Annotated in this window: 19 protein-coding genes and 1 tRNA gene; 11 read left to right on the forward strand and 9 right to left on the reverse strand. The window is 63.2% G+C overall.

From position 1 onward, the window contains the following. Window positions 1–55: 55 nt before the first annotated feature. Window positions 56–1,267: a GNAT family N-acetyltransferase gene (locus IG197_RS03530; protein ID WP_192316990.1), complete on the forward strand. Its 1,212-nt coding sequence runs from the start codon at window positions 56–58 to the stop codon at window positions 1,265–1,267. Between the two features lies 1 nt (window position 1,268). Here the strand turns inward: IG197_RS03530 and IG197_RS03535 are convergent, their stop codons facing one another. Then, a complete protein-coding gene (locus tag IG197_RS03535; protein ID WP_192316992.1) occupies window positions 1,269–3,485 on the reverse strand; it encodes an exopolysaccharide transport family protein in 2,217 nt (738 codons plus the stop codon). Window positions 3,486–3,687: 202 nt separating this feature from the next. Between IG197_RS03535 and IG197_RS03540 the strand changes: the two genes are divergently transcribed. The 9 genes from IG197_RS03540 (at window position 3,688) to IG197_RS03580 (ending at window position 11,284) form a co-directional block, all read left to right on the forward strand. Continuing rightward, window positions 3,688–4,254: a polysaccharide biosynthesis/export family protein gene (locus tag IG197_RS03540; RefSeq protein ID WP_192316994.1), complete on the forward strand. Its 567-nt coding sequence runs from the start codon at window positions 3,688–3,690 to the stop codon at window positions 4,252–4,254. Window positions 4,255–4,260: 6 nt separating this feature from the next. Then, on the forward strand, window positions 4,261–5,412 hold the full coding sequence (locus IG197_RS03545; RefSeq protein WP_192316996.1) for a glycosyltransferase family 4 protein: 1,152 nt from the start codon (window positions 4,261–4,263) through the stop codon (window positions 5,410–5,412). A 97-nt stretch (window positions 5,413–5,509) separates the two neighbouring features. Beyond that, the gene (locus tag IG197_RS03550; protein WP_067962920.1) at window positions 5,510–7,045 is read left to right on the forward strand and encodes an undecaprenyl-phosphate glucose phosphotransferase; all 1,536 of its coding nucleotides are present in this window, start codon (window positions 5,510–5,512) and stop codon (window positions 7,043–7,045) included. Further along, window positions 7,042–8,280 carry an O-antigen ligase gene (locus IG197_RS03555; RefSeq protein ID WP_192316998.1) on the forward strand — a complete coding sequence of 413 codons (1,239 nt, stop codon included), beginning with the start codon at window positions 7,042–7,044 and terminating at the stop codon, window positions 8,278–8,280. Before IG197_RS03550 ends, IG197_RS03555 begins: the two co-directional genes overlap by 4 nt. 233 nt (window positions 8,281–8,513) lie before the next feature. Next, a complete protein-coding gene (locus IG197_RS03560; protein WP_192317000.1) occupies window positions 8,514–8,750 on the forward strand; it encodes a DUF1344 domain-containing protein in 237 nt (78 codons plus the stop codon). Window positions 8,751–9,224: 474 nt separating this feature from the next. After that, window positions 9,225–9,461 (forward strand): DUF1344 domain-containing protein, encoded by a 237-nt coding sequence (locus IG197_RS03565; RefSeq protein ID WP_067962929.1) that lies wholly within the window; start codon window positions 9,225–9,227, stop codon window positions 9,459–9,461. A gap of 315 nt (window positions 9,462–9,776) precedes the next feature. Next, entirely contained in the window at window positions 9,777–10,028 is a 252-nt protein-coding gene (locus IG197_RS03570) for a DUF1344 domain-containing protein (protein WP_067962934.1), read from the forward strand. A gap of 298 nt (window positions 10,029–10,326) precedes the next feature. Then, window positions 10,327–10,578 (forward strand): hypothetical protein, encoded by a 252-nt coding sequence (locus tag IG197_RS03575; protein ID WP_192317002.1) that lies wholly within the window; start codon window positions 10,327–10,329, stop codon window positions 10,576–10,578. 274 nt (window positions 10,579–10,852) lie between these two features. Then, window positions 10,853–11,284, forward strand: a complete 432-nt coding sequence (locus tag IG197_RS03580; protein WP_192317003.1) for an HD domain-containing protein — start codon at window positions 10,853–10,855, stop codon at window positions 11,282–11,284. A 185-nt stretch (window positions 11,285–11,469) separates the two neighbouring features. Here the strand turns inward: IG197_RS03580 and IG197_RS03585 are convergent. From IG197_RS03585 to IG197_RS03615, 7 genes are all read right to left on the reverse strand, one after another. Continuing rightward, window positions 11,470–11,546: transfer RNA gene (locus IG197_RS03585), tRNA-Pro, on the reverse strand. Between the two features lie 109 nt (window positions 11,547–11,655). Continuing rightward, window positions 11,656–12,195: a MerR family transcriptional regulator gene (locus IG197_RS03590; RefSeq protein ID WP_192317005.1), complete on the reverse strand. Its 540-nt coding sequence runs from the start codon at window positions 12,193–12,195 to the stop codon at window positions 11,656–11,658. A gap of 117 nt (window positions 12,196–12,312) precedes the next feature. Continuing rightward, complete coding sequence (locus IG197_RS03595; protein WP_067962942.1) at window positions 12,313–12,636, reverse strand: integration host factor subunit alpha; 324 nt, start codon at window positions 12,634–12,636, stop codon at window positions 12,313–12,315. Between the two features lie 128 nt (window positions 12,637–12,764). After that, window positions 12,765–13,736 (reverse strand): beta-ketoacyl-ACP synthase III, encoded by a 972-nt coding sequence (locus tag IG197_RS03600; protein WP_182575608.1) that lies wholly within the window; start codon window positions 13,734–13,736, stop codon window positions 12,765–12,767. Between the two features lie 11 nt (window positions 13,737–13,747). Next, the gene (plsX, locus tag IG197_RS03605) at window positions 13,748–14,815 is read right to left on the reverse strand and encodes a phosphate acyltransferase PlsX (protein WP_192317007.1); all 1,068 of its coding nucleotides are present in this window, start codon (window positions 14,813–14,815) and stop codon (window positions 13,748–13,750) included. Window positions 14,816–14,920: 105 nt separating this feature from the next. Then, on the reverse strand, window positions 14,921–15,475 hold the full coding sequence (locus IG197_RS03610) for a DUF177 domain-containing protein (RefSeq protein WP_067962952.1): 555 nt from the start codon (window positions 15,473–15,475) through the stop codon (window positions 14,921–14,923). 13 nt (window positions 15,476–15,488) lie between these two features. Beyond that, the gene (locus IG197_RS03615) at window positions 15,489–16,031 is read right to left on the reverse strand and encodes a ubiquinol-cytochrome C chaperone family protein (protein ID WP_067962955.1); all 543 of its coding nucleotides are present in this window, start codon (window positions 16,029–16,031) and stop codon (window positions 15,489–15,491) included. Window positions 16,032–16,144: 113 nt separating this feature from the next. On the opposite strand from IG197_RS03615, the gene IG197_RS03620 reads away from it, so the two are divergent. Beyond that, window positions 16,145–16,675 (forward strand): outer membrane protein assembly factor BamE, encoded by a 531-nt coding sequence (locus IG197_RS03620; protein ID WP_182575606.1) that lies wholly within the window; start codon window positions 16,145–16,147, stop codon window positions 16,673–16,675. 159 nt (window positions 16,676–16,834) lie between these two features. Here the strand turns inward: IG197_RS03620 and IG197_RS03625 are convergent, their stop codons facing one another. After that, window positions 16,835–18,982, reverse strand: a complete 2,148-nt coding sequence (locus IG197_RS03625) for a sodium-translocating pyrophosphatase (RefSeq protein ID WP_192317009.1) — start codon at window positions 18,980–18,982, stop codon at window positions 16,835–16,837. Window positions 18,983–19,026 lie beyond the last annotated feature (44 nt).

A 19,026-nucleotide genomic window follows, 5' to 3' on the forward strand; every position in this document is an offset into this window, starting at 1 on the left:
AGCATACCGAGGAATGCTCCATATATGCCGACCAATAGCCGGCAAGGATTGAAGTATGGTTGACGCTACTGCCCCCAGCGAAAACAATGCCTTGCTACGTCATGCTGCCGCCACCGGCAACGCGACGACGGCAGTTGTGCTGGCGGCTTCGTGCGATGCGTTGAGCGCCTACGGCAAGTTCACCACCATCCATGCGCCGGCCCAGAGCCCGGAATGGGTTGCCGCCTGGATCGAGACCAGCAAACCCGACGCCATCCTGGCCACTTTGAGCGCCAATGGCCGGCCGGTCATGTCGCTTGCCCTTGAAGTCGTCCGTGAAGGGCCGTTTCGCATTGCCAGGTTCCTGGGCGGCAAACATGCCAACGGCAACTTTCCGGCTGCCGACAGGAACTGGCTTGCGGCGGCCAGTGCCGATGACATCAGCGTCCTCGTCCGCGCAATCGGCACGGCCCGGCCGGATATCGACCTCGTTGCCTTCGACCGCCTGTTCAGCGACCTCGATGGCCTGCCCAATCCATTGCTGAGGCTGCCGTCGGCGCCGAGCCCGAATCTCGCACTTGCCGTCGATCTCGACGGCGGCTTCGAGCGCGTGCTGACGCGAACCAGCGGCAAGAAGAAGCGCAAGCGGCATCGCAGCCAGGAGCGAAAATACGAAGCTCTCGGCGGCGCACGGCGCACGATGGCAACGACGACCGTCGAGGCCAATGCCATGCTCGACGCGTTCTTCGCCATGAAAGAGCAGCGCTTTGGCGCGATGGGCATCACCGACGTGTTTGCCGAGACCAACGTACGCACATTCTTCCGCAAGCTGTTCGTCGACGCGCTGGCAAGGGAACATCCATCCTTCGTCCTGCACGGGCTCGAAGTCGGCGGCAAGTATCGCGCGGTGACCGGCTCGAGCCGTGCCGGAAATCGACTGATCTGCGAGTTCGGCGCCATATCAGACGACGAACTGGCCCATGCCAGCCCAGGCGAATACCTGTTCTTCGACAACATATCCGAAGCCTGCGGCCAGGGCTTCGGTGTCTACGATTTCAGCGTCGGCGACGAGCCTTACAAGCGGCAGTGGTGCGACCTCGAGATCCAGCATGCCGATGTGCTGGCGCCGCTGACGGCCAAGGGCCGCGTCTATGCGCTTGGCCTGAGGTCGCTGTCGCGCGCCAAAAGCGTCGTCAAGAACAACGACAGGATGTGGGCGCTGATCAAACGCTTGCGTTCAGGCGTGCGCGGCAAGCCGGCCGCGGCGGCGCCCCCCGAAGAAGATTAGCTCAGGCAGCCGTCCGCGTCGGCTGCGGCGTCGTCGGCAAGTGATGGCCGACCGGGGTCACCAGGATGACGTCCTCGTAGCCGCCGGCGCGCAGGCCGTCGGCGACATAGGCAATCTCATCGTCATGGCGGAGGAAGCTGACCAGCACCTCGGTGCCGTCGCCGACCAGCCGCGTGATTTCGCCGGCGTCGGCCGGGCCGCATTCGACGACGACGAGGTCATAGGCGGTCGTCAGCGAGTCCATGATGATCGGCAGACGGTCGGCGGCACGCATGGCGCGCGCCGGATCGGCTGTGCCGACCGGCATGACATCGCAATCGGAATAATGGTCGGCGCGGATGACATCGGTGAACTGGGCTTCGGAGGCGAGCAGGTTGGTGATACCGGGATAACGGCCACCATCGAGCATCGGCCCTGCCGCGGCACCCGAAGCGGTCAAATCGAGCAGCAGCACGCGCAGGCCGGAATCGGCGACTTCGCGGGCAACCAGTACCGCCGTTGCTGCCGCATCGTCGCCCTCGGGTGAAACGAAGATGGCACGCGCGGCACCCCCGGCAATCAGCCTTTCCGCCGCCGTCTCGATGCTGATGCCGCCATGGGTCGGCGCTTGCATGGGTTCTGCAGCAGGCTCATCGGCGACGGCAAGATCGTCCTGCGTATCGACCATCTCCTGCGGCTCGCCGTCGACGTCGGCGAGCGGAGCTGCAACCGCCGGCTCTTCTGCTTCAACCCAGGCCCTGGGCGCATCATCTTCCGGCAGCTCGGCGGCGTGGCGCGCCGGCATCGCCACCGTCACAGGTGTAACGCGGGCGCCGGCGGCGGGGCGCATGGCGCGACCGGAGAACAACTCCTGCAGCAGGGTGAAGATCGCCATCAGCAGCAGCGAACCGACGAAGGCGGCGCCGACGATCGGGACGACCTTGGGAAAGTAGGATTCGGACGGAACGATCGCTGTTGAAAACACGCGCGCGTCGACCGGCAGATAGTTGCGGTCCTGACGCGACGCGGCCTCGCGATAGCGGGTGAGATAGGATTCGAGCAGCGCGCGCTGGGCCGCGGCCTCGCGCTCCAAGGCGCGCAGTTCGACCTCCTCCTCGGAGACGCGGGCCGACTCGACCTTCAGCCGGTTGAGGTCGGCGACAAGCTGTTTTTCGCGCAGGTCGGCGCTGCTGGCCTCGTTGAGCAGTCCGACAAGCACCTTTTCAGCCTGCGAGCGGATCTGCGCGTCGAGGTCCGAAAGCTGGGAATTCAGAGCCCGGATGCGCGGATGATTGGGCAAAAGCGATGTCGAAAGATCGGCGATATCGGCGCGCAGCTGAATCTGGCGCTCGCGCAGGCGCTGGATCAGGCCAGATGACAGCACCTCCGGGATGGCGTCGATCGACCCGCCGCCCTTCAAGGCCTGGCGCACGCTCTGCGCCGTGGCCTCGGCGGCCGAACGGCCGGCACGGACACGCGACAGTTCGCTCGAAAGTTCGGACAGCTGCTGGGTGGCAAGTGCGGAATTGTTCTGCCCGACGAGCAGGTCGGATTGCGAGCGGAAGCTGGCGACCTTGGCCTCGGCATCCTTGACGCGCTTGTTGAGGTCGGCGATCTCCGGCTTCAGCCAATCGGTCGCCTCGGTGCTCGACTCGAGCTTCGAGCCGCGCTGGAATTCGAGATAGGCCTCTGCGATCGCATTGGGCACCGCTGCCGCAAGCTTGGGATCGGCCGAAGAGAACTGGATGACGATGACGCGCGATTTTTCGACGCGATAGACGGTCAGCTGTTCGCGGAATGCCTTGAGCACGCGCTCTTCGGGCGGCAGCTCGCTGGGATCGCTCTTCAGCCCGGCAATCACCAGCAGGCGCGATATCGTCGACATCTCCGAAGCGGCGTCGAACTCCGGCAGGCTGGCGAGGTCGAGCTTCCTGGCAACCTGCTTGAGGATGTCGGTCGAACCGATGACCTCGACCTGGCTCGTCACCCCCTCCTCGTCGAGGATCGGACGTTCGTTGTCGCCGCTGCCGTCGGGCCGGGTGAAGACGGACTCGCGCGTTTCGATCAGAAGTCGGGTCTCGGCGCGGTATTTCGGCGTCGCCAGCGAAGTCAGCACGAAGGCAAGAGCAGTGACGGCAACCGAAAACAGCAGCAGGCGCAGCCAGTTCCTCGCAAGACTGGCGAAGAGCTGACGCAGATCGACATCGACATCACCGGCAGTGGATTGGACGCCAGACATGCAGTTCCTACTCCGAGGCTGAGCAGACTGCACGGTAAACAAACATGGTAACCCATGCGTTAACGGCGCAACCTCGTATACAACCCAGGCCAAGCAAGATGGGCCACGTCCTTTACCGGGCATTAACCCTAACAAGTCGATAACTGGCGCGAACCAATACTCCGCTGCATGGCGGCAAGCCGTCGAAGGTGTGTCTGCAGAAATGAAAAGCTCCCTTCCCATTTGCCATGCGCTTCTCGCAGCCATGCTGGTCGTCAGCGGCTGCTCGAGCTACCGCCCCGCGCCTGCTGCCTTTCATGAAGTGCTCGACCAGCCTTACCGTCTCGGCGCCGGCGACCGCATCCGCGTCACCGTCTTCGAGCAGGAAAGCCTGACCAACACCTACAGCGTCGACCAGTCGGGCTACATCTCCTTCCCGCTCGTCGGCGGCGTCCCGGCGCGCGGCTATACTGCGCAGGAGGTCGAAAAGGCGCTGGCCGCCAAGCTGCGCCAGGGCTATCTGCGCGATCCCGACGTTTCCGTCGAGGTCGATCGCTACCGGCCGATCTTCGTCATGGGCGAAGTGGGTGCGGCCGGCCAGTACTCCTATGTTCCCGGCCTGACCGTCCAGAAGGCCGTGGCCATGGCCGGCGGCTACAGCGCCCGCGCCAACCAGGGCAATGTCGACATCACCCGCGACATCAACGGCAAGGTGATGACCGGCCGCGTGCTGACCACGGACCCGCTTCTGCCCGGCGACACGGTCTACGTGCGCGAGCGGCTGTTCTAAGCCGCCGTGCCGCAGACCCCGCCCCGCCAGCTCAGGATCGTCCATTGCTTCAGGTCGCCGGTCGGCGGCATCTTCAGGCATGTGCGTGATCTGACCGAAGCCCAGGTGGCCGCCGGCCACCAGGTCGGCATCATCTGCGACTCGACCACCGGCGGCGAGCACGAGGAGCGCCTGTTCGAGGCGATCCGGCCGATGCTGGCGCTCGGCATCAGGCGCACGTCGATGCAGCGTCATATCGGGCCAGGCGACATCGCGGCGGGCTGGCGCACCTACAAGATCATCAAGGAATTGCGGCCGGACGTGCTGCACGGGCATGGCGCCAAAGGTGGTGCCTATGCGCGTGCGTTCGGCTCACTGTTGCGGGTTTCAAGGTATTGCGTGGCCCGCCTCTATTCGCCGCATGGCGGCACTCTGCACTATGACGAAAGGACGATGACCGGAAAGCTGTTCTTCGGGCTCGAACGCCTGATGGAGCGTTTCACCGATCATCTGCTGTTCGTCTCCGACTACGAACGCCGCACCTTCATCCGCAAGGTCGGTGAGCCGCGCGTGCCCAACAGCCTGGTCTATAACGGCCTGCGCGACGCGGAATTCGAACCGGTAGCGGCTCAGCCCGATGCCGCCGACTTTCTCTACATCGGCATGATGCGCGACCTGAAGGGTCCCGACATGTTCATCGACGCGGTGAAGGCGGCAAGGCAGGAACTCGACAAGGACGTCACCGCTGTCATGGTCGGCGACGGCGAGGATCTGCCGCGCTACCACGCGCAGGTCGAAAGGCTCGAGCTCGACGGCAAGATCCGCTTCCTTGCGCCGATGCCGGCGCGCCAGGCATTTGCGCTTGCCCGCTTCGTCGTCGTGCCGTCGCGCGCCGAGGCGATGCCTTACATCGTGCTCGAGACACTTGCCGCCGCAAAGCCGATCGTGGCGACCGCCGTGGGCGGCATTCCGGAGATTCTCGGAGCCCGGTCGCCGGCGCTGGTCAATCCGGACGCTGGCGAAATCAGCCTGAAGATGATCGAGGCCTTCCGGTCGCCTGCTGCCTATGCCGCCGCGATGCCCGACACCGCCGAGCTCAAGGCCCGTTTCGGCGTCGACGTGATGGCCCGCGAAGTCGAGAAAGCCTACTTCTCCGCGCTGCCGAAAAAACGCGCCTGAAATACGCTACAAGACAATTTTGTTGCTCAAGGGTTTCTTAGCTCATCTTTGATATGTCAATCTGGCAAACGGGCGACCGGCCAACAGATCGACGACGATGAACAACTTCGACCCAAAGCGCCGCTTCACCCCGGAAGCCGTGAAGGCGGCTGACGGCGACGGCAAATCGACCGACAAGGCCAAGCTGAGCAATGTCGCGCAAGAGGTGGCAGCGCAGTACCGTCGCGACACCATGTCCCCGGTCATGCTCAGCGGCATCCTGCGCCTGACCGAATTCGGCATGCTTTTCGTCACGGGCTTGGCACTCTATGCCTATCACGTCGGATTCCTCGGCCATCTGAGCTGGCAATATCCGCTGGTCATCCTCGCCGCCTCGCTGGCCGCGATCGTCCTTTTCGAGATCATGGACTGCTACCAGCTGCAGTCGCTGATGCGGCCGGGCGTCTCGCTGGGACGGATGGCGCTGTGCTGGGCCACCACCTTCGCCCTGATGGCGGTCACCGCCTTCTTCATGAAGGTTTCGGCGGAGTTTTCGCGCCTGCTGTTCGGCAGCTGGTTCGTCATCGGGCTGGCGCTGCTCGTCGTCCAACGCCTGATCATGGCACGGGTCATCCGGCGCTGGGCCCGCAACGGCCGCATGGAGCGGCGGGCAGTCATCGTCGGCGGCGGCAAGGCAGCCGAAGTGCTGATTCGCTCGATCGAGCAGCACCCCTACAACGACATCCGCATTTGCGGCATCTTCGACGACCGCGACGACCGGCGCTCGCCGCCGATCGTCGCCGGCTATCCCAAGCTCGGCACCGTCTCGGAACTGTTGGAATTCGCCCGCATCGCGCGCATCGACATGCTGATCGTGTCGCTGCCGCTGACGGCCGAAACCCGGGTTCTGCAGCTGCTCAAGAAGCTCTGGGTGCTGCCCGTCGACATCCGCCTGTCGGCGCACTCCAACCAGTTGCAGTTCCGGCCGCGCTCCTATTCCTATATCGGCGCGGTGCCGATGCTCGACATTTTCGACAAGCCGATCAACGACTGGGATTCGGTCGCCAAGCGCGCCTTCGACATCATCTTCAGCCTGTTCGGCATCGTCGTCTTTTCGCCCGTCATGCTGGCAACCGCGATCGCCATCAAGCTCGACAGCAAGGGCCCGGTGCTGTTCAAGCAGAAGCGCCACGGCTTCAACAACGAGGTGATCGAGGTCTACAAGTTCCGCTCGATGTTCACCGAGCTGTCCGACCCCTCGGCGAAAAAGACGGTGACCAAGAACGACCCGCGCGTCACCCGCGTCGGCCGCATCATCCGCAAGACCTCGATCGACGAGCTGCCACAGTTCTTCAATTCGCTGTTCGGCAGCCTGTCCCTGGTCGGCCCGCGCCCGCATGCGATTGCGGCGCAGTCGCACAACCTGCTCTACAATGAAGTGGTCGACGGCTACTTCGCCCGCCACAAGGTCAAGCCCGGCGTCACCGGCTGGGCCCAGATCAATGGCTGGCGCGGCGAGATGGACACCGACGAGAAGATCCGCAAGCGCACCGAGTTCGACCTCTACTACATCGAGAACTGGTCGCTCTGGTTCGACATCAAGATCCTGTTCCTGACGCCGATCCGCCTGCTCGACACGGAAAACGCCTATTGAGCGCGATCAGCTATGATCTGCCGCGGGCCGCGATCAACGCCAAGCTGATCGGGCTCATCTCCACCGGCGCCATTGCGCTGGGCGTATTGCTGTCGGGTTTCGTCATCCGCGAGCCGGCGCCTTACGAACTCTACATGGCCGGGCTGATCGCGGTGTGGTCGCTGTTTGGCCTGCGCATTTCGCGTGCCATCACCCCGTTGCTGGTGCTGATCGTGACCTTCAACATCGGCGGCATGATTGCGATGACGCAGATGGCGGAGCTGATGAACACGCCGCTCTATCTCGCCGTGTCGCTGTTCCTCGGCTTCACCGCCATCTTCTTCGCCGCGGTCACCGAAGCCGATCCGAGGCTGTTCAGGGTGATCTTCCTGTCCTGGGTGGCGTCGGCAGTGGTTACCTCGGTGCTCGGCATGCTCGGCTATTTCGGCGCCGTGCCCGGGGCAGAGATGTTCACCAAATATGGCCGCGCCGCCGGCGCCTTCCAGGACCCGAACGTCTTCGGGCCCTTCCTCACCTTGCCCGGCATCTACCTGCTCTACCGCGTGCTGACCGGCAATCCGCTCAAGATGGCGATCTATGCGGTGCCGCTGCTCATCGTCACCGGCGGCATCTTCCTGTCGTTCTCGCGCGGCGCCTGGGGGCTGTTCGGCGCCTCGGCCATCCTGCTCACCGGCTTCCTGTTCCTGCAAAGCGACAGCGGCAGGTTCCGGCTGCGGATCGTGGTGATGAGCATTGCCGCCATCGCGCTGCTGACCGTCGCATTGCTGATCGTGCTGCAGATCCCCAGCATCGCAGAACTGTTCACCACACGCGCCCAGCTCGTCCAGGACTATGACGGCGCGCGGCTCGGCCGCTTCGCCCGCTACGCAATAGGCTTCCTCCTGGCGACGGAGAAACCCTTCGGCATCGGACCGCTGGTGTTCGGCCAGATCTATGGCGAGGACACACACAACATCTGGCTCAAGACGCTGATGGACTATGGCTGGCTCGGCTTTGCCAGTTACCTCTCGCTGATCGTCTGGACCGTCGCCGCTGGGTTCCGCATCCTGCTGCGCAACCGGCCCTGGCAGCCCTACCTGCTGTCGGCCTATGTCGTCTTCCTCGGCCATATCGCGCTCGGCACCGTCATCGACACCGACCATTGGCGCCACTTCCACCTGCTGCTCGGCCTGATCTGGGGCTCGATCGCGCTCGAAGCCCGCCACCAGCGTGCCCAGACCTCGCCCGCCGACTGACGCCTCGCCCGGTTTCTGACTCGCCGGCGACGGGCCCCGTTGCACACAAGATTCGCGTTTTGTGAACGGTCCGGCACCGCTTTGCCGGCTCAACTCAGCGTGACCGCTTTGTGAATCAGAGTGACCGATCAGCCTATGGCAATCGGAAAGGTAGGCGCCTATCTCACAGTGGTCAGCGAGACGGCAAAACAACAACCGCCGCTTTGCTACCGGAAAAAGAAAGGAATACCCCCATGAAGAAGATCATCCTCGCCGCTTCGGCAATCACTCTGATGTCTGGTGCGGCATTTGCTTCGTCTGCAGAAGGTGTTGTTGCCAAGTTCGACCCGGCCGTTCGCGTCATTACGCTCGAAAGCGGCCAGAGCTACTCGGTTCCGCGTGACGTTGCTATCCCGTCGATCCAGACCGGCGAGAAGGTTTCGATCCAGCTCAACGACGAAGGCGACAAGGTACAGGGGGTCCTCCGCTAAGCGGAAACCGCGATATCCCTGAACTGCCGATACCACCGAAAAAGCCACGGGCCCTCCCACCCGTGGCTTTTTTCGTTTGCGACGCCTGGCTCGCGGCACGAAGCGCAGATCCGCCCCATCGACCGCTACCTTGCCTCACACAGCATACACGGACGCACAGTTTCGCTCCGCAAGCCTCCACAATCCACACACGCACGACAATCCGGACACGCAGGGCCTGGCTGCGACCACAGCCATCCGCACTACGGCGCAACCAGACTCGATGTTGCGCCAGGGTCGTTGCGCACAACTGCGCCGATTTGTGAACGGTCCGGCACCGGTTTGCCGGCTCAACTCGGCGTGACTGCTTTGTGACCGAGAGTGACCGCTCCAGCTATGGAAATCCAAAAGTTAGGTGCCTATCTATAAGTGGTAAGCGAACCGACAAAACAACGAACCGTCGATCCGCTACCGAACATTGAAAGGACTAAAACAATGAAGAAGATCATCCTCGCCGCTTCGGCTGTCGCAATGATGTCAGGTGCCGCATTTGCTTCCTCCGCGAACGGCGTTGTTTCTCAGTTCAACGAGCAGGCGCGCGTCATTACGCTCGAGAGCGGCCAGAGCTACACCGTCCCGCGCGACGTCGCCATCCCGGCGATCCAGGCTGGCGAAAAGGTATCGATCCAGCTCAACGACGAAGGCGACAAGGTCAATGCCGTTCTCCGCTAAAGCGGAACAGCCTTGACGGCCTGACTTGCCCCACAAGCTGGCCACTTCTGCAAAAAGCCATGAGTCCTCCCACCCATGGCTTTTTTGCGCTTCAAGACATGCCTGACACGGGGTCCGTAGGCGAAAACAATCGCGCGAACGGCCGTTCGCCATCAGAGTTTCAACGATCCCGCGGCACGTTCGCGTGATCGAAACGTGTCTCGAGTTTACCTGTCAGCGTGTAACAAGCACGGCCAGCTGATCGTAGTTGACGGTATCAGCAAGGTGCCCCGCAGCAAAAGCAGCACCTCGCACAACCCCATCAGGAGAACGATCATGAACAAGCTCATCTTGGCTGCCGCCGCATTCGCACTCTTCTCCGGCTCGGCTCTCGCCTCCGACGCCAGCGGCGTCGTCACCCGCTTCAACGCCGACACCCGCGTCATCACGCTCCAGGGCGGCGACAGCTACACCATCCCGCGCGATGTCGCCCTGCCCTCGGTCAAGGTCGGCGACAAGATCTCGATCCTCTTCAACGACGAAGGCGACCAGATCCGCAACGTGCTGGCCGGCCCTGACATGATGTAAGCCCGCCACGGCAAGACGACAGTGAAGCCATGGGCGCACTCCACGCCCATGGCTTTTTGTTGCACCCGGTCACGCCTGTTGCGCCCGGCCCGGCCGCGGCCGACCTCTGCCCGAAAGTTCTCGGGCGATCGGAACTTCAAGCCGGTGCGACACCGTGACAGCGACAAAAGCGCGTGAGCTATTCGTGTTAGTTGTTTACCGAACCAAACCAACGGCAGGCCGTTTCTTCTCTGCACAAAGCAATTGGCGTCTCCCTCCCGGATCCAAGCTTTGGTCATCAAGCAACAGGAGAAGTACAATGAGAAAGCTCATCCTTGCCGCCTCCGCCCTCGCCCTCATGTCGGGCGCAGCCCTTGCCACCGAGGTCGATGGCACCGTTGCCAAGTTCAACCCGGCGGTCCGCGTCATCACGCTCACCAATGGCGAGAGCTTCACCATCCCGCGCGACGTCGCGATCCCGCCGCAGCTGGCCCCCGGCAAGCGGGTGGCCATCGACCAGCATGACAACGGCGCCAAGATCGAAGCCGTGATGGTGGGCGCGGCAAGCTAGCGTCCGGCCCATCCTCCCACCCCGCAGGTAGCAGACAACGCCATGGACGCCAGCCAGCGTCCGTGGCGTTCTTCCTTTCGACAAGAGGTGCGGACCACGAACCAAGGGCCACCGCCCTTGACGCGGTCGGCAATTCGAACCTCAGGTGCCATCCAGGGCAGCGAAAAATGGGCACAGTGTCTGGATTCGAACCGCCCAGTCCGGGGCCTGCTGCAAGCCCACACGCCCTCTGATACGGTCAAAGGTACCGCCATTCCCGCCGGCAGGAGAAGCCATGAGCGACCTGACTACTGCGATCCTTGTTGCGGCAAACGCGCATCATGGCCAGGTCGACAAGGCGAGGCAGCCCTATATCCTGCATCCGCTCCGGGTGATGCTTGCGGTCAACAGCGACGAAGAACGGATAGCCGCCGTCCTGCATGACGTCGTCGAAGACACTGATGTCACTTTGGACGAACTGCGGAGCAAGGGGTTCGGTGTTGCGGTTGTCCAAGCGGTCGACGCGCTCACACGCCGGGATGATGAACCCTATGTCGACTTCATCAAGCGCGCGCGCGCCAACGAGATCGCGCGACGCGTCAAGATCGCCGACATCCTTGACAACACCAACCCCGACCGCGTGCGGGCCGCTGGGCTTGGGGAGCAACATCTCGATCGCTACCGCGAAGCACTTCAAATGCTGACAGACGCCGAGAGCCAATCCTGATCGCCGACCACCTGCACCACCGCAGTCGACGGCAACACCGTCCGCTGCAACGGCCCTGCGCCTGACAGCACGGCTCGGACAAACCATTCTCGACGCCGAAAAGATCGAAGCGAGATGATAAATGTAAACCTTGGGGAAATCGGCAAACCGCAACCTGGGGGATGGCGGTTAAGTCTTTGTTCTAATGGTCGGAGTGGCCGGATTCGAACCGACGACCCCTTGACCCCCAGTCAAGTGCGCTACCGGGCTGCGCTACACTCCGGACCGGTCGCGATGTATCTTGATATGACCGCTTCGGTCAACCCAATTCGTCGGCTTTCCCGCCAACTTCTTCATTCGCGAGCAGAATATTCTAGTCGGCCTGACCGGCCTCAGCGAACCTGGTCGAGCAGGCGCTTGCATTCGAGCAGGTCAAACAGCGCCTCCTGCAGCAAGGCGCGGTTGTCGCGCGACAGCTTGCCGGAATCGGCTGCCACCGGCCCCTCGTCGTCGCCCTTGCCCAGGCCGAAGAAGCGGCGGCTCGGCTTGGCGCGAGCCTCACCGACCACCATCTCCTCATCGGGGCCACGCGGCTGCGCTGCCGGCGTCAGCGGCGCCTCGGCCTGCTTGCGCTGGGCGATTGCCTCGACGGCCTTCATGTCGCCGCTGCCGATGGCGACCAGGAACTGGTTGCCATTGTCGCGCAACAGCTTCTGCACGCCCTTGATGGTGTAGCCCTGTTCGTAGAGCATGTGGCGGATGCCCTTGATCAGCTCGACATCCTGCGGCCGGTAATAGCGCCGGCCGCCGCCGCGCTTCATCGGCTTGATCTGGGTGAAACGGGTTTCCCAGAAGCGCAGCACATGCTGCGGCAGATCAAGGTCTTCGGCAACTTCGCTGATGGTGCGGAAGGCGTCGGGGCTCTTGTCCATGGTCGCCACTTTCGCAAAAAACGATTCGTGATCCATTTCAGCGCTTTGGGCAACAACATTCAAGCCCGGTGCGAATCACGCACCAGGCTATCAACCGGATTATCGGGAGCTGGCTGCCTACTTCGAGGCCTTGGACTTGCCGTTCTGGTGAGCCCGCAGGATGCGGCTCTTGAGCACGTTGGATGCCTTGAAGGTCATCACCCGGCGCGGCAGGATCGGCACTTCTTCACCCGTCTTGGGGTTGCGGCCGACACGTTCGTTCTTGTCGCGAACGTGGAAGGTGGCGAAAGACGACAATTTCACCGTCTCGCCACGCACGATTGCTTCGCAGATTTCGTCGAGAACGGTTTCGACCAGCTGCGCCGATTCCGTGCGCGACAGGCCGACTTTCCGATAGACGGATTCAGCGAGGTCGGCACGTGTCAGTGTCTTTCCCCCCATGCGACGGGCCCCATCCTCATTATCTGAAATCCAGCAACGCGCCGGAGGTTAAGTAATTGATCCGTCAAGGTCAAGGACCGATCCGACGACCTTTTCAAGACACCGCGCGGAGGCCTGAGCCTGCGCGCTCACCACCTCACGAGCACGGCGCCCCAGGTGAAACCGCCGCCCATCGCCTCGAGCATGACAAGGTCGCCCTTCTTGATGCGTCCGTCGGCAACGGCAGCCGAAAGCGCCAGCGGCACCGAGGCTGCCGACGTGTTGCCGTGCAGATGCACCGTCACGACGGCCTTTTCCTCGGCAATGCCGAGCTTCTTGGCCGAGGCATCGATGATGCGCTTGTTGGCCTGGTGCGGCACGAACCAGTCAAGTGTGTCGGCTGATACACCGGTCTGGGCGAAGACGTCCTCGATCACGTCGGTGATCATGCCCACCGCATGCTTGAAGACCTCGCGGCCTTCCATCTTGAGATGGCCGACGGTGCCGGTGGTGGACGGACCGCCATCGACATAAAGCTTGTCCTTGTGCGTTCCGTCGGAGCGCAGGCTGGCGGCCAGCACGCCGCGGTCGGCGATGGTGCCCGCACTTTCTTCAGCTTCCAGCACCAGCGCTCCGGCGCCGTCGCCAAAAAGCACGCAGGTCGAGCGGTCGGTCCAGTCGAGAATGCGCGAAAACGTCTCGGAGCCGATCACCAGCACGCGCCTGGCAAGGCCGCCCTTGATGTAGAGGTCGGCGGTGGTGACGGCATAGACGAATCCACTGCACACGGCCTGCATGTCGAAGGCGAAGCCATGGCGCATGCCGAGCCGGTTCTGGATCTCGACGGCTGTGGCGGGAAAGGTGTTGTTCGGCGTCGAGGTGGCGAGCACGATCAGGTCGATGTCGTCAGGCGTCAGGCCGGCATTGTCGAGCGCTGCGCGGGCCGCAGCCTCACCGAGCGAGGCCGTCGTCTCGTCGTCGGCGGCGATGTGGCGCTGGCGGATGCCGGTGCGCTGGGCGATCCACTCGTCCGAGGTCTCGACCATGCCTTCGAAATCGGCGTTCTTCATGATGCGGCGGGGCAGCGCCGAACCAATGCCGCGCACAACTGATCTGATCACGTTGAAAAATCCTATTCCTGATCTTCGACCGCGGCCGCGGGGCGACCCATTGCAGCATGCGGGTTGCGTGCATGAAACAGGTCGAGGTCTGCCTCGATACGGTCGAGCAGCCGGTTCCGGACCATATCATAGGCCATTTCGATGGCAGCGGCGAAGCCGTCGGCGTCAGCGCCGCCATGGCTTTTCACCACGATACCGTTGAGGCCGAGGAAGACGCCGCCATTGGCGCGGCGCACGTCCATCTTCTCGCGCAGCCGGTCGAAAGCGCCCTTGGCAAAGAGATAGCCGATCTTGGCCATCAGCGTGCGGCTCATCGCTTCGCGCAGATAGCCGGCGATCTGGCGTGCCGTGCCTTCGGCGGTCTTGAGCGCGATGTTGCCGGAAAAGCCCTCGGTGACGACCACGTCGGTGGTGCCCTTGCCGATGTCGTCGCCTTCGACGAAACCCTGGTAGTTCATCGAGGCCATGTTGGCCTCGCGCAGCATGCGCCCGGCTTCCTTGACCTCTTCCTGGCCCTTGATCTCTTCGACGCCGACATTGAGCAAGCCGACAGTCGGCCGATCGATGCCGAACAGGGCGCGCGCCATGCCGGTGCCCAGAATGGCGAAATCGGTGAGCTGGTGCGCATCCGCGCCAATGGTGGCGCCGACGTCGAGCACGACGCTCTCGCCGCGCGCCGTCGGCCACAGGGCGGCGATTGCCGGGCGGTCGATCGTCGCCATGGTGCGCAGGCAGAATTTCGACATCGCCATCAGCGCGCCGGTGTTGCCGGCGGAGACGCAGGCGTCCGACGTGCCCGACTTGACCGCTTCGATCGCCTTCCACATCGACGACTTCCAGCGCCCCTGGCGCAGCGCCTGGCTCGGCTTGTCGTCCATGCGCACGGCGACCTCGCAGTGCACGAACTCGCTGACGGCAGCAAGCTTGGGATACTTGGCCATCTCGGGACGGACCACTTCTTCGCGGCCATAGATGATGAAGCGAATATCGGTGCGCCTGATGGCGACCTTGGCCAGGGCAGGAATGATCACGGAAGGGCCGTGATCGCCACCCATGGCATCAATGGAAATCTTGATCACGCGTCGGTCATCTCACTGTTGGCGTAGCTGGGCACGCAAAAGTCCGGCGAAAGTAACGGTTTTGGGCAACCGCACAACCGGGATTACGCGAAACGGCAGGCGTTTTCAAAGCTTCTTGGATATTAGGCGGAGCTTTTTCTGGAATTCGCTCTCGACTGGCTCGACATCGTCATCGTCAGTACTGGCGACCGCGACGCCGGTCTTGCGCGGATAAGGGTCGATGGCGAGGCCGAAGAACTCCTCGGCCAGCGCGCCCGCATCGATGGTGTCGCCGGTGAAAGTTTCGGGCGCGTCGGGGCCCTCGGCGTCGAGCAGGATTTCGCCGGCCGCGTTGAAGCCCTGCCTGGCAAGCTTGGAGTCCTCGGGCAGGAAAACGCCCTCGACATCCTCGTCGATCACCGCCTCGACAGGCTCAAGCGTGACGACGCAGGCCTGGGTGATCGCTGCCTGGACCCGACCGCGGACCTTGACGCCATTGCGCTTCCACTTGGTGACAAGCAGGTCCGCCTTGTAGCGTTCGACCGACGTCAGGCCATGCACCTCAGCCAATGCGGCACGCTGGGCGGCATCGGCATCGACTGTCACAGCCATGCCCTTCTGCGGCAGCCTGGCGACATTGACCTTGAAGGAAACCGGACTCTGGGTCTCGTCAGGCATCATGGGGTGGCCTCCTTCAGGCTGCCTGTGGCGCCGGATATGACAATTTGCCGGCACATATGTCTTCCGACGGCTGCTCGGCAAGAGCGCGATTCGCCGCAAAGACATATTCGGCGAGTGCTGCGGCTTCCGGCCAGTCCTGCACCTCGGGGCGGACATTGCGCAAAAGTGCTGCGGCAAGCGCCGGATGATCGTCGCCTTCGAGCGCGTTCTTGTAGGATTCTGTGCGGCCGTAAAACATCTTGGCCAGCTTCTTCATGCGCTTGGGCACGCCGACGTCGCTGATGCCGAGCTCGCGCAGCGAATGGTCGACATCGAGGAAGAACTCGTCGATCAGGCGCTGGGCGATGTCGGCCGCAGCCCCCGGCTCGCCGCGCAAACGATGCTGAAACAGGAACATGTGCAGCGAAAGCATCTCGAAACGGCCAAGCGGCGTGTCGGGAACATTCCATGCGGAATAAAAAGGTTCCTGCCGCGCGGCTGCCACGATTCGTGTATAGAGCGCCTCGGTGATGGCGCGATTGGCCTGGCGTTCACGGCCAAACAGACGCTTAAACATTTTGAGGGCGGTCTCCCGGGGACCCGTTTCGCTTAGTGGCCTTGTTGCATCGGCGCGCAAGCTGGTTTACCGGTTTTGCGGCTTCGCGCAAGCAGGGGCTCTGGCACGACAGGATGGAGTTGTTGTTGCACTCGCTGAAATTCAAGATGCCATTTTCGTTGCGTCCGGCTGGCGCCGTGTCGCTGATCGTGGCCGCTGCCGCGCTGTCGGCATGCAACACCTCGAAGACGTTCGGTGACCTGACCCCCAGCGAGACGCTGACCCAGGGCTATGTCATCGACCAGCAGTCGATCGACTCCGTGCCGGTGGGCTCGAGCCGCGAGCAGGTGCTGCTCGCTCTCGGCACGCCGTCGACGACGGCGACCTTCGACAATGAGGTGTTCTACTACATCTCCCAGACGCGCCGGCGCGCCGTCGCCTTCGCCAAGCCGAAGCTGATCGAACAGCGCGTGCTGGCCGTCTATTTCGGCGCCGACGGCCGCGTCTCGAACATCGCCAATTACGGCCTGCAGGAAGGCAAGGTGTTCGACTTCATCTCGCGCACGACGCCGACCGGCGGCAAGGACCAGAACTTCCTCGGCCAGCTGCTTTCGGGCGCCGGCAAGATGGGGTCGAGTGCTGCCAGCAGCATCTTCGGCAGCTGATCCGCCCACTGAGGTTCAGAAATCTCAGGCAACAGGACCCGCGGAAGCAATTCCGCGGGTTTTTCTTTGGGCTGGACAAGGCCTACGAAAAGCCCCGCCCGCAGAGGCTGCGGACGGGGTCCCTGGATCTGCCTCAGAGAGGCAAGCAGTTCGGCAGGGTCAGCCGCCGCTATGCGCGAGCACGGCGAGCAGCAGAAGGGCGACGATGTTGGTGATCTTGATCGCCGGGTTCACTGCCGGGCCGGCAGTGTCCTTGTAGGGGTCGCCGACGGTATCGCCTGTCACCGAAGCCTTGTGGGCCTCGGAGCCCTTCAGGTGCTTGACGCCGTCCTTGTCGGTGAAGCCGTCCTCGAACGACTTTTTGGCGTTGTCCCAGGCACCGCCGCCTGAAGTCATCGAAATCGCAACGAACAGGCCGTTGACGATGACGCCGAGCAGCGAGGCACCGAGGGCGGCAAAGGCCGAGGCCTTGGAGCCCGAGATCAGCAGCACGCCGAAATAGACGACGAGCGGCGCCAGCACCGGCAGCAGCGACGGAATGATCATTTCCTTGATCGCCGCCTTGGTCAGAAGGTCGACGGCGCGGGCGTAATTGGGCTTCGAGGTGCCCTTCATGATGCCCGGATCCTCGCGGAACTGCTTGCGCACCTCCTCGACGATCGAGCCTGCGGCACGGCCGACGGCGGTCATTGCGATGCCGCCGAACAGATAAGGAATGAGGCCGCCGAAGATCAGGCCGGCGACGACGTAAGGGTTGGACAGATCGAACGACACCGTGCCGATGTCGGCGAAATACGGGAACTGCGCGCTGTTGGCGGCAAAGTACTGCAGGTCGTAGCTGTAGGCGGCAAACAGCACCAGAGCGCCGAGACCGGCCGAGCCGATGGCGTAGCCCTTGGTGACGGCCTTGGTGGTGTTGCCGACCGCATCAAGCGCGTCGGTCGAATGACGCACTTCCTTGGGCAGGCCGGCCATTTCGGCAATGCCGCCGGCATTGTCGGTGACCGGGCCGAAGGCATCGAGCGCCACGATCATGCCGGCAAGGCCGAGCATGGTGGTGACGGCAATGGCCGTGCCGAACAGGCCGGCAAGCTGGAAGGTGGCGATGATGCCGCCGACGATGACGATGGCCGGCAGCGCCGTCGATTCGAGCGATACGGCCAGGCCCTGGATCACGTTGGTGCCGTGACCGGTGACCGACGCCTGGGCGATCGAATTGACCGGGCGCTTGTTGGTACCGGTGTAGTATTCGGTGATGACGACGATCAGCCCTGTTACCACCAGGCCGATCAGGCCGCAGATGAACAGGTTCTGACCCGTGATCACGACACCACCCCCGGTGCCGATTTCACCCCAGCCGACAGTCAGCGAGGTCGCCGCCCCCAGGCCGACGATCGAGAGAAGGCCGGTGACGATCAGCCCCTTGTAGAGCGCGCCCATGATCGAGCCGTTGGAGCCGAGCTTGACGAAGAACGTGCCGACGATCGAGGTGATGATGCAGGCGCCGCAGATGGCGAGCGGGTAGAGCATCACGTTGGAGAGAACCTCGGTTCCGCCGAAGAAGATGGCGCCGAGCACCATGGTGGCGACGACGGTCACGGCATAGGTTTCGAACAGATCGGCGGCCATGCCGGCGCAGTCGCCGACATTGTCGCCGACATTGTCGGCGATGGTTGCGGGATTGCGCGGATCATCCTCGGGGATGCCGGCTTCCACCTTGCCGACGAGATCGCCGCCGACATCGGCACCCTTGGTGAAGATGCCGCCGCCGAGACGGGCAAAGATCGAGATCAGGGAAGCGCCGAAACCGAGCGCCACCAGCGAATCGATGACGACGCGGTCGGCAGGCGCATGGCCCATCGGGCCGGTCAGAACGAGATAGTAGACGGAGACGCCAAGCAGAGCGAGGCCGGCCACCAGCATGCCGGTGATCGCACCCGACTTGAAGGCGATGTCGAGGCCGGCGGCGAGGCTGTTGGAGGCGGCCTGCGCAGTGCGCACATTGGCCCGGACCGAAACATGCATGCCGATGAAGCCGGCAGCACCTGAAAGCACTGCACCAATCAAAAAGCCGATCGCCGCGGTCGCGGAAAGCAGCCACCATGCGAGCAGGAACATGACGACGCCGACGATGGCGATGGTGGTGTATTGGCGCGCCAGATATGCCTGCGCACCTTCTCGGATGGCGGCGGAGATTTCCTGCATGCGCGCATTGCCCTGGTCGGATGCAAGCACCGACTGAGTCGCCCAGATGGCGTACAGGACAGATAGCAGGCCGCAGGCGATGACGACGTAAAGCATTGTCATTGCCAATTTCTCTTCCCTGATTGTGCCCGGAATTCCCCTCCCCG

The sequence above is a fragment of the Aminobacter sp. SR38 genome, from assembly GCF_014843375.1.
GTDB classification, from domain to species: Bacteria; Pseudomonadota; Alphaproteobacteria; order Rhizobiales; family Rhizobiaceae; genus Aminobacter; species Aminobacter ciceronei.

What these genes read in the sequence shown, in the direction of transcription:
- IG197_RS03530 (WP_192316990.1), top strand. Translation starts at nt 56, where the DNA reads ATGGTTGACGCTACTGCCCCCAGCGAAAACAATGCCTTGCTACGTCAT.
- IG197_RS03535 (WP_192316992.1), bottom strand. Translation starts at nt 3,485, where the DNA reads ATGTCTGGCGTCCAATCCACTGCCGGTGATGTCGATGTCGATCTGCGT.
- IG197_RS03540 (WP_192316994.1), top strand. Translation starts at nt 3,688, where the DNA reads ATGAAAAGCTCCCTTCCCATTTGCCATGCGCTTCTCGCAGCCATGCTG.
- IG197_RS03550 (WP_067962920.1), top strand. Translation starts at nt 5,510, where the DNA reads ATGAACAACTTCGACCCAAAGCGCCGCTTCACCCCGGAAGCCGTGAAG.
- IG197_RS03560 (WP_192317000.1), top strand. Translation starts at nt 8,514, where the DNA reads ATGAAGAAGATCATCCTCGCCGCTTCGGCAATCACTCTGATGTCTGGT.
- IG197_RS03565 (WP_067962929.1), top strand. Translation starts at nt 9,225, where the DNA reads ATGAAGAAGATCATCCTCGCCGCTTCGGCTGTCGCAATGATGTCAGGT.
- IG197_RS03570 (WP_067962934.1), top strand. Translation starts at nt 9,777, where the DNA reads ATGAACAAGCTCATCTTGGCTGCCGCCGCATTCGCACTCTTCTCCGGC.
- IG197_RS03575 (WP_192317002.1), top strand. Translation starts at nt 10,327, where the DNA reads ATGAGAAAGCTCATCCTTGCCGCCTCCGCCCTCGCCCTCATGTCGGGC.
- IG197_RS03580 (WP_192317003.1), top strand. Translation starts at nt 10,853, where the DNA reads ATGAGCGACCTGACTACTGCGATCCTTGTTGCGGCAAACGCGCATCAT.
- IG197_RS03590 (WP_192317005.1), bottom strand. Translation starts at nt 12,195, where the DNA reads ATGGACAAGAGCCCCGACGCCTTCCGCACCATCAGCGAAGTTGCCGAA.
- IG197_RS03595 (WP_067962942.1), bottom strand. Translation starts at nt 12,636, where the DNA reads ATGGGGGGAAAGACACTGACACGTGCCGACCTCGCTGAATCCGTCTAT.
- IG197_RS03610 (WP_067962952.1), bottom strand. Translation starts at nt 15,475, where the DNA reads ATGATGCCTGACGAGACCCAGAGTCCGGTTTCCTTCAAGGTCAATGTC.
- IG197_RS03615 (WP_067962955.1), bottom strand. Translation starts at nt 16,031, where the DNA reads ATGTTTAAGCGTCTGTTTGGCCGTGAACGCCAGGCCAATCGCGCCATC.
- IG197_RS03620 (WP_182575606.1), top strand. Translation starts at nt 16,145, where the DNA reads ATGGAGTTGTTGTTGCACTCGCTGAAATTCAAGATGCCATTTTCGTTG.
- IG197_RS03625 (WP_192317009.1), bottom strand. Translation starts at nt 18,982, where the DNA reads ATGACAATGCTTTACGTCGTCATCGCCTGCGGCCTGCTATCTGTCCTG.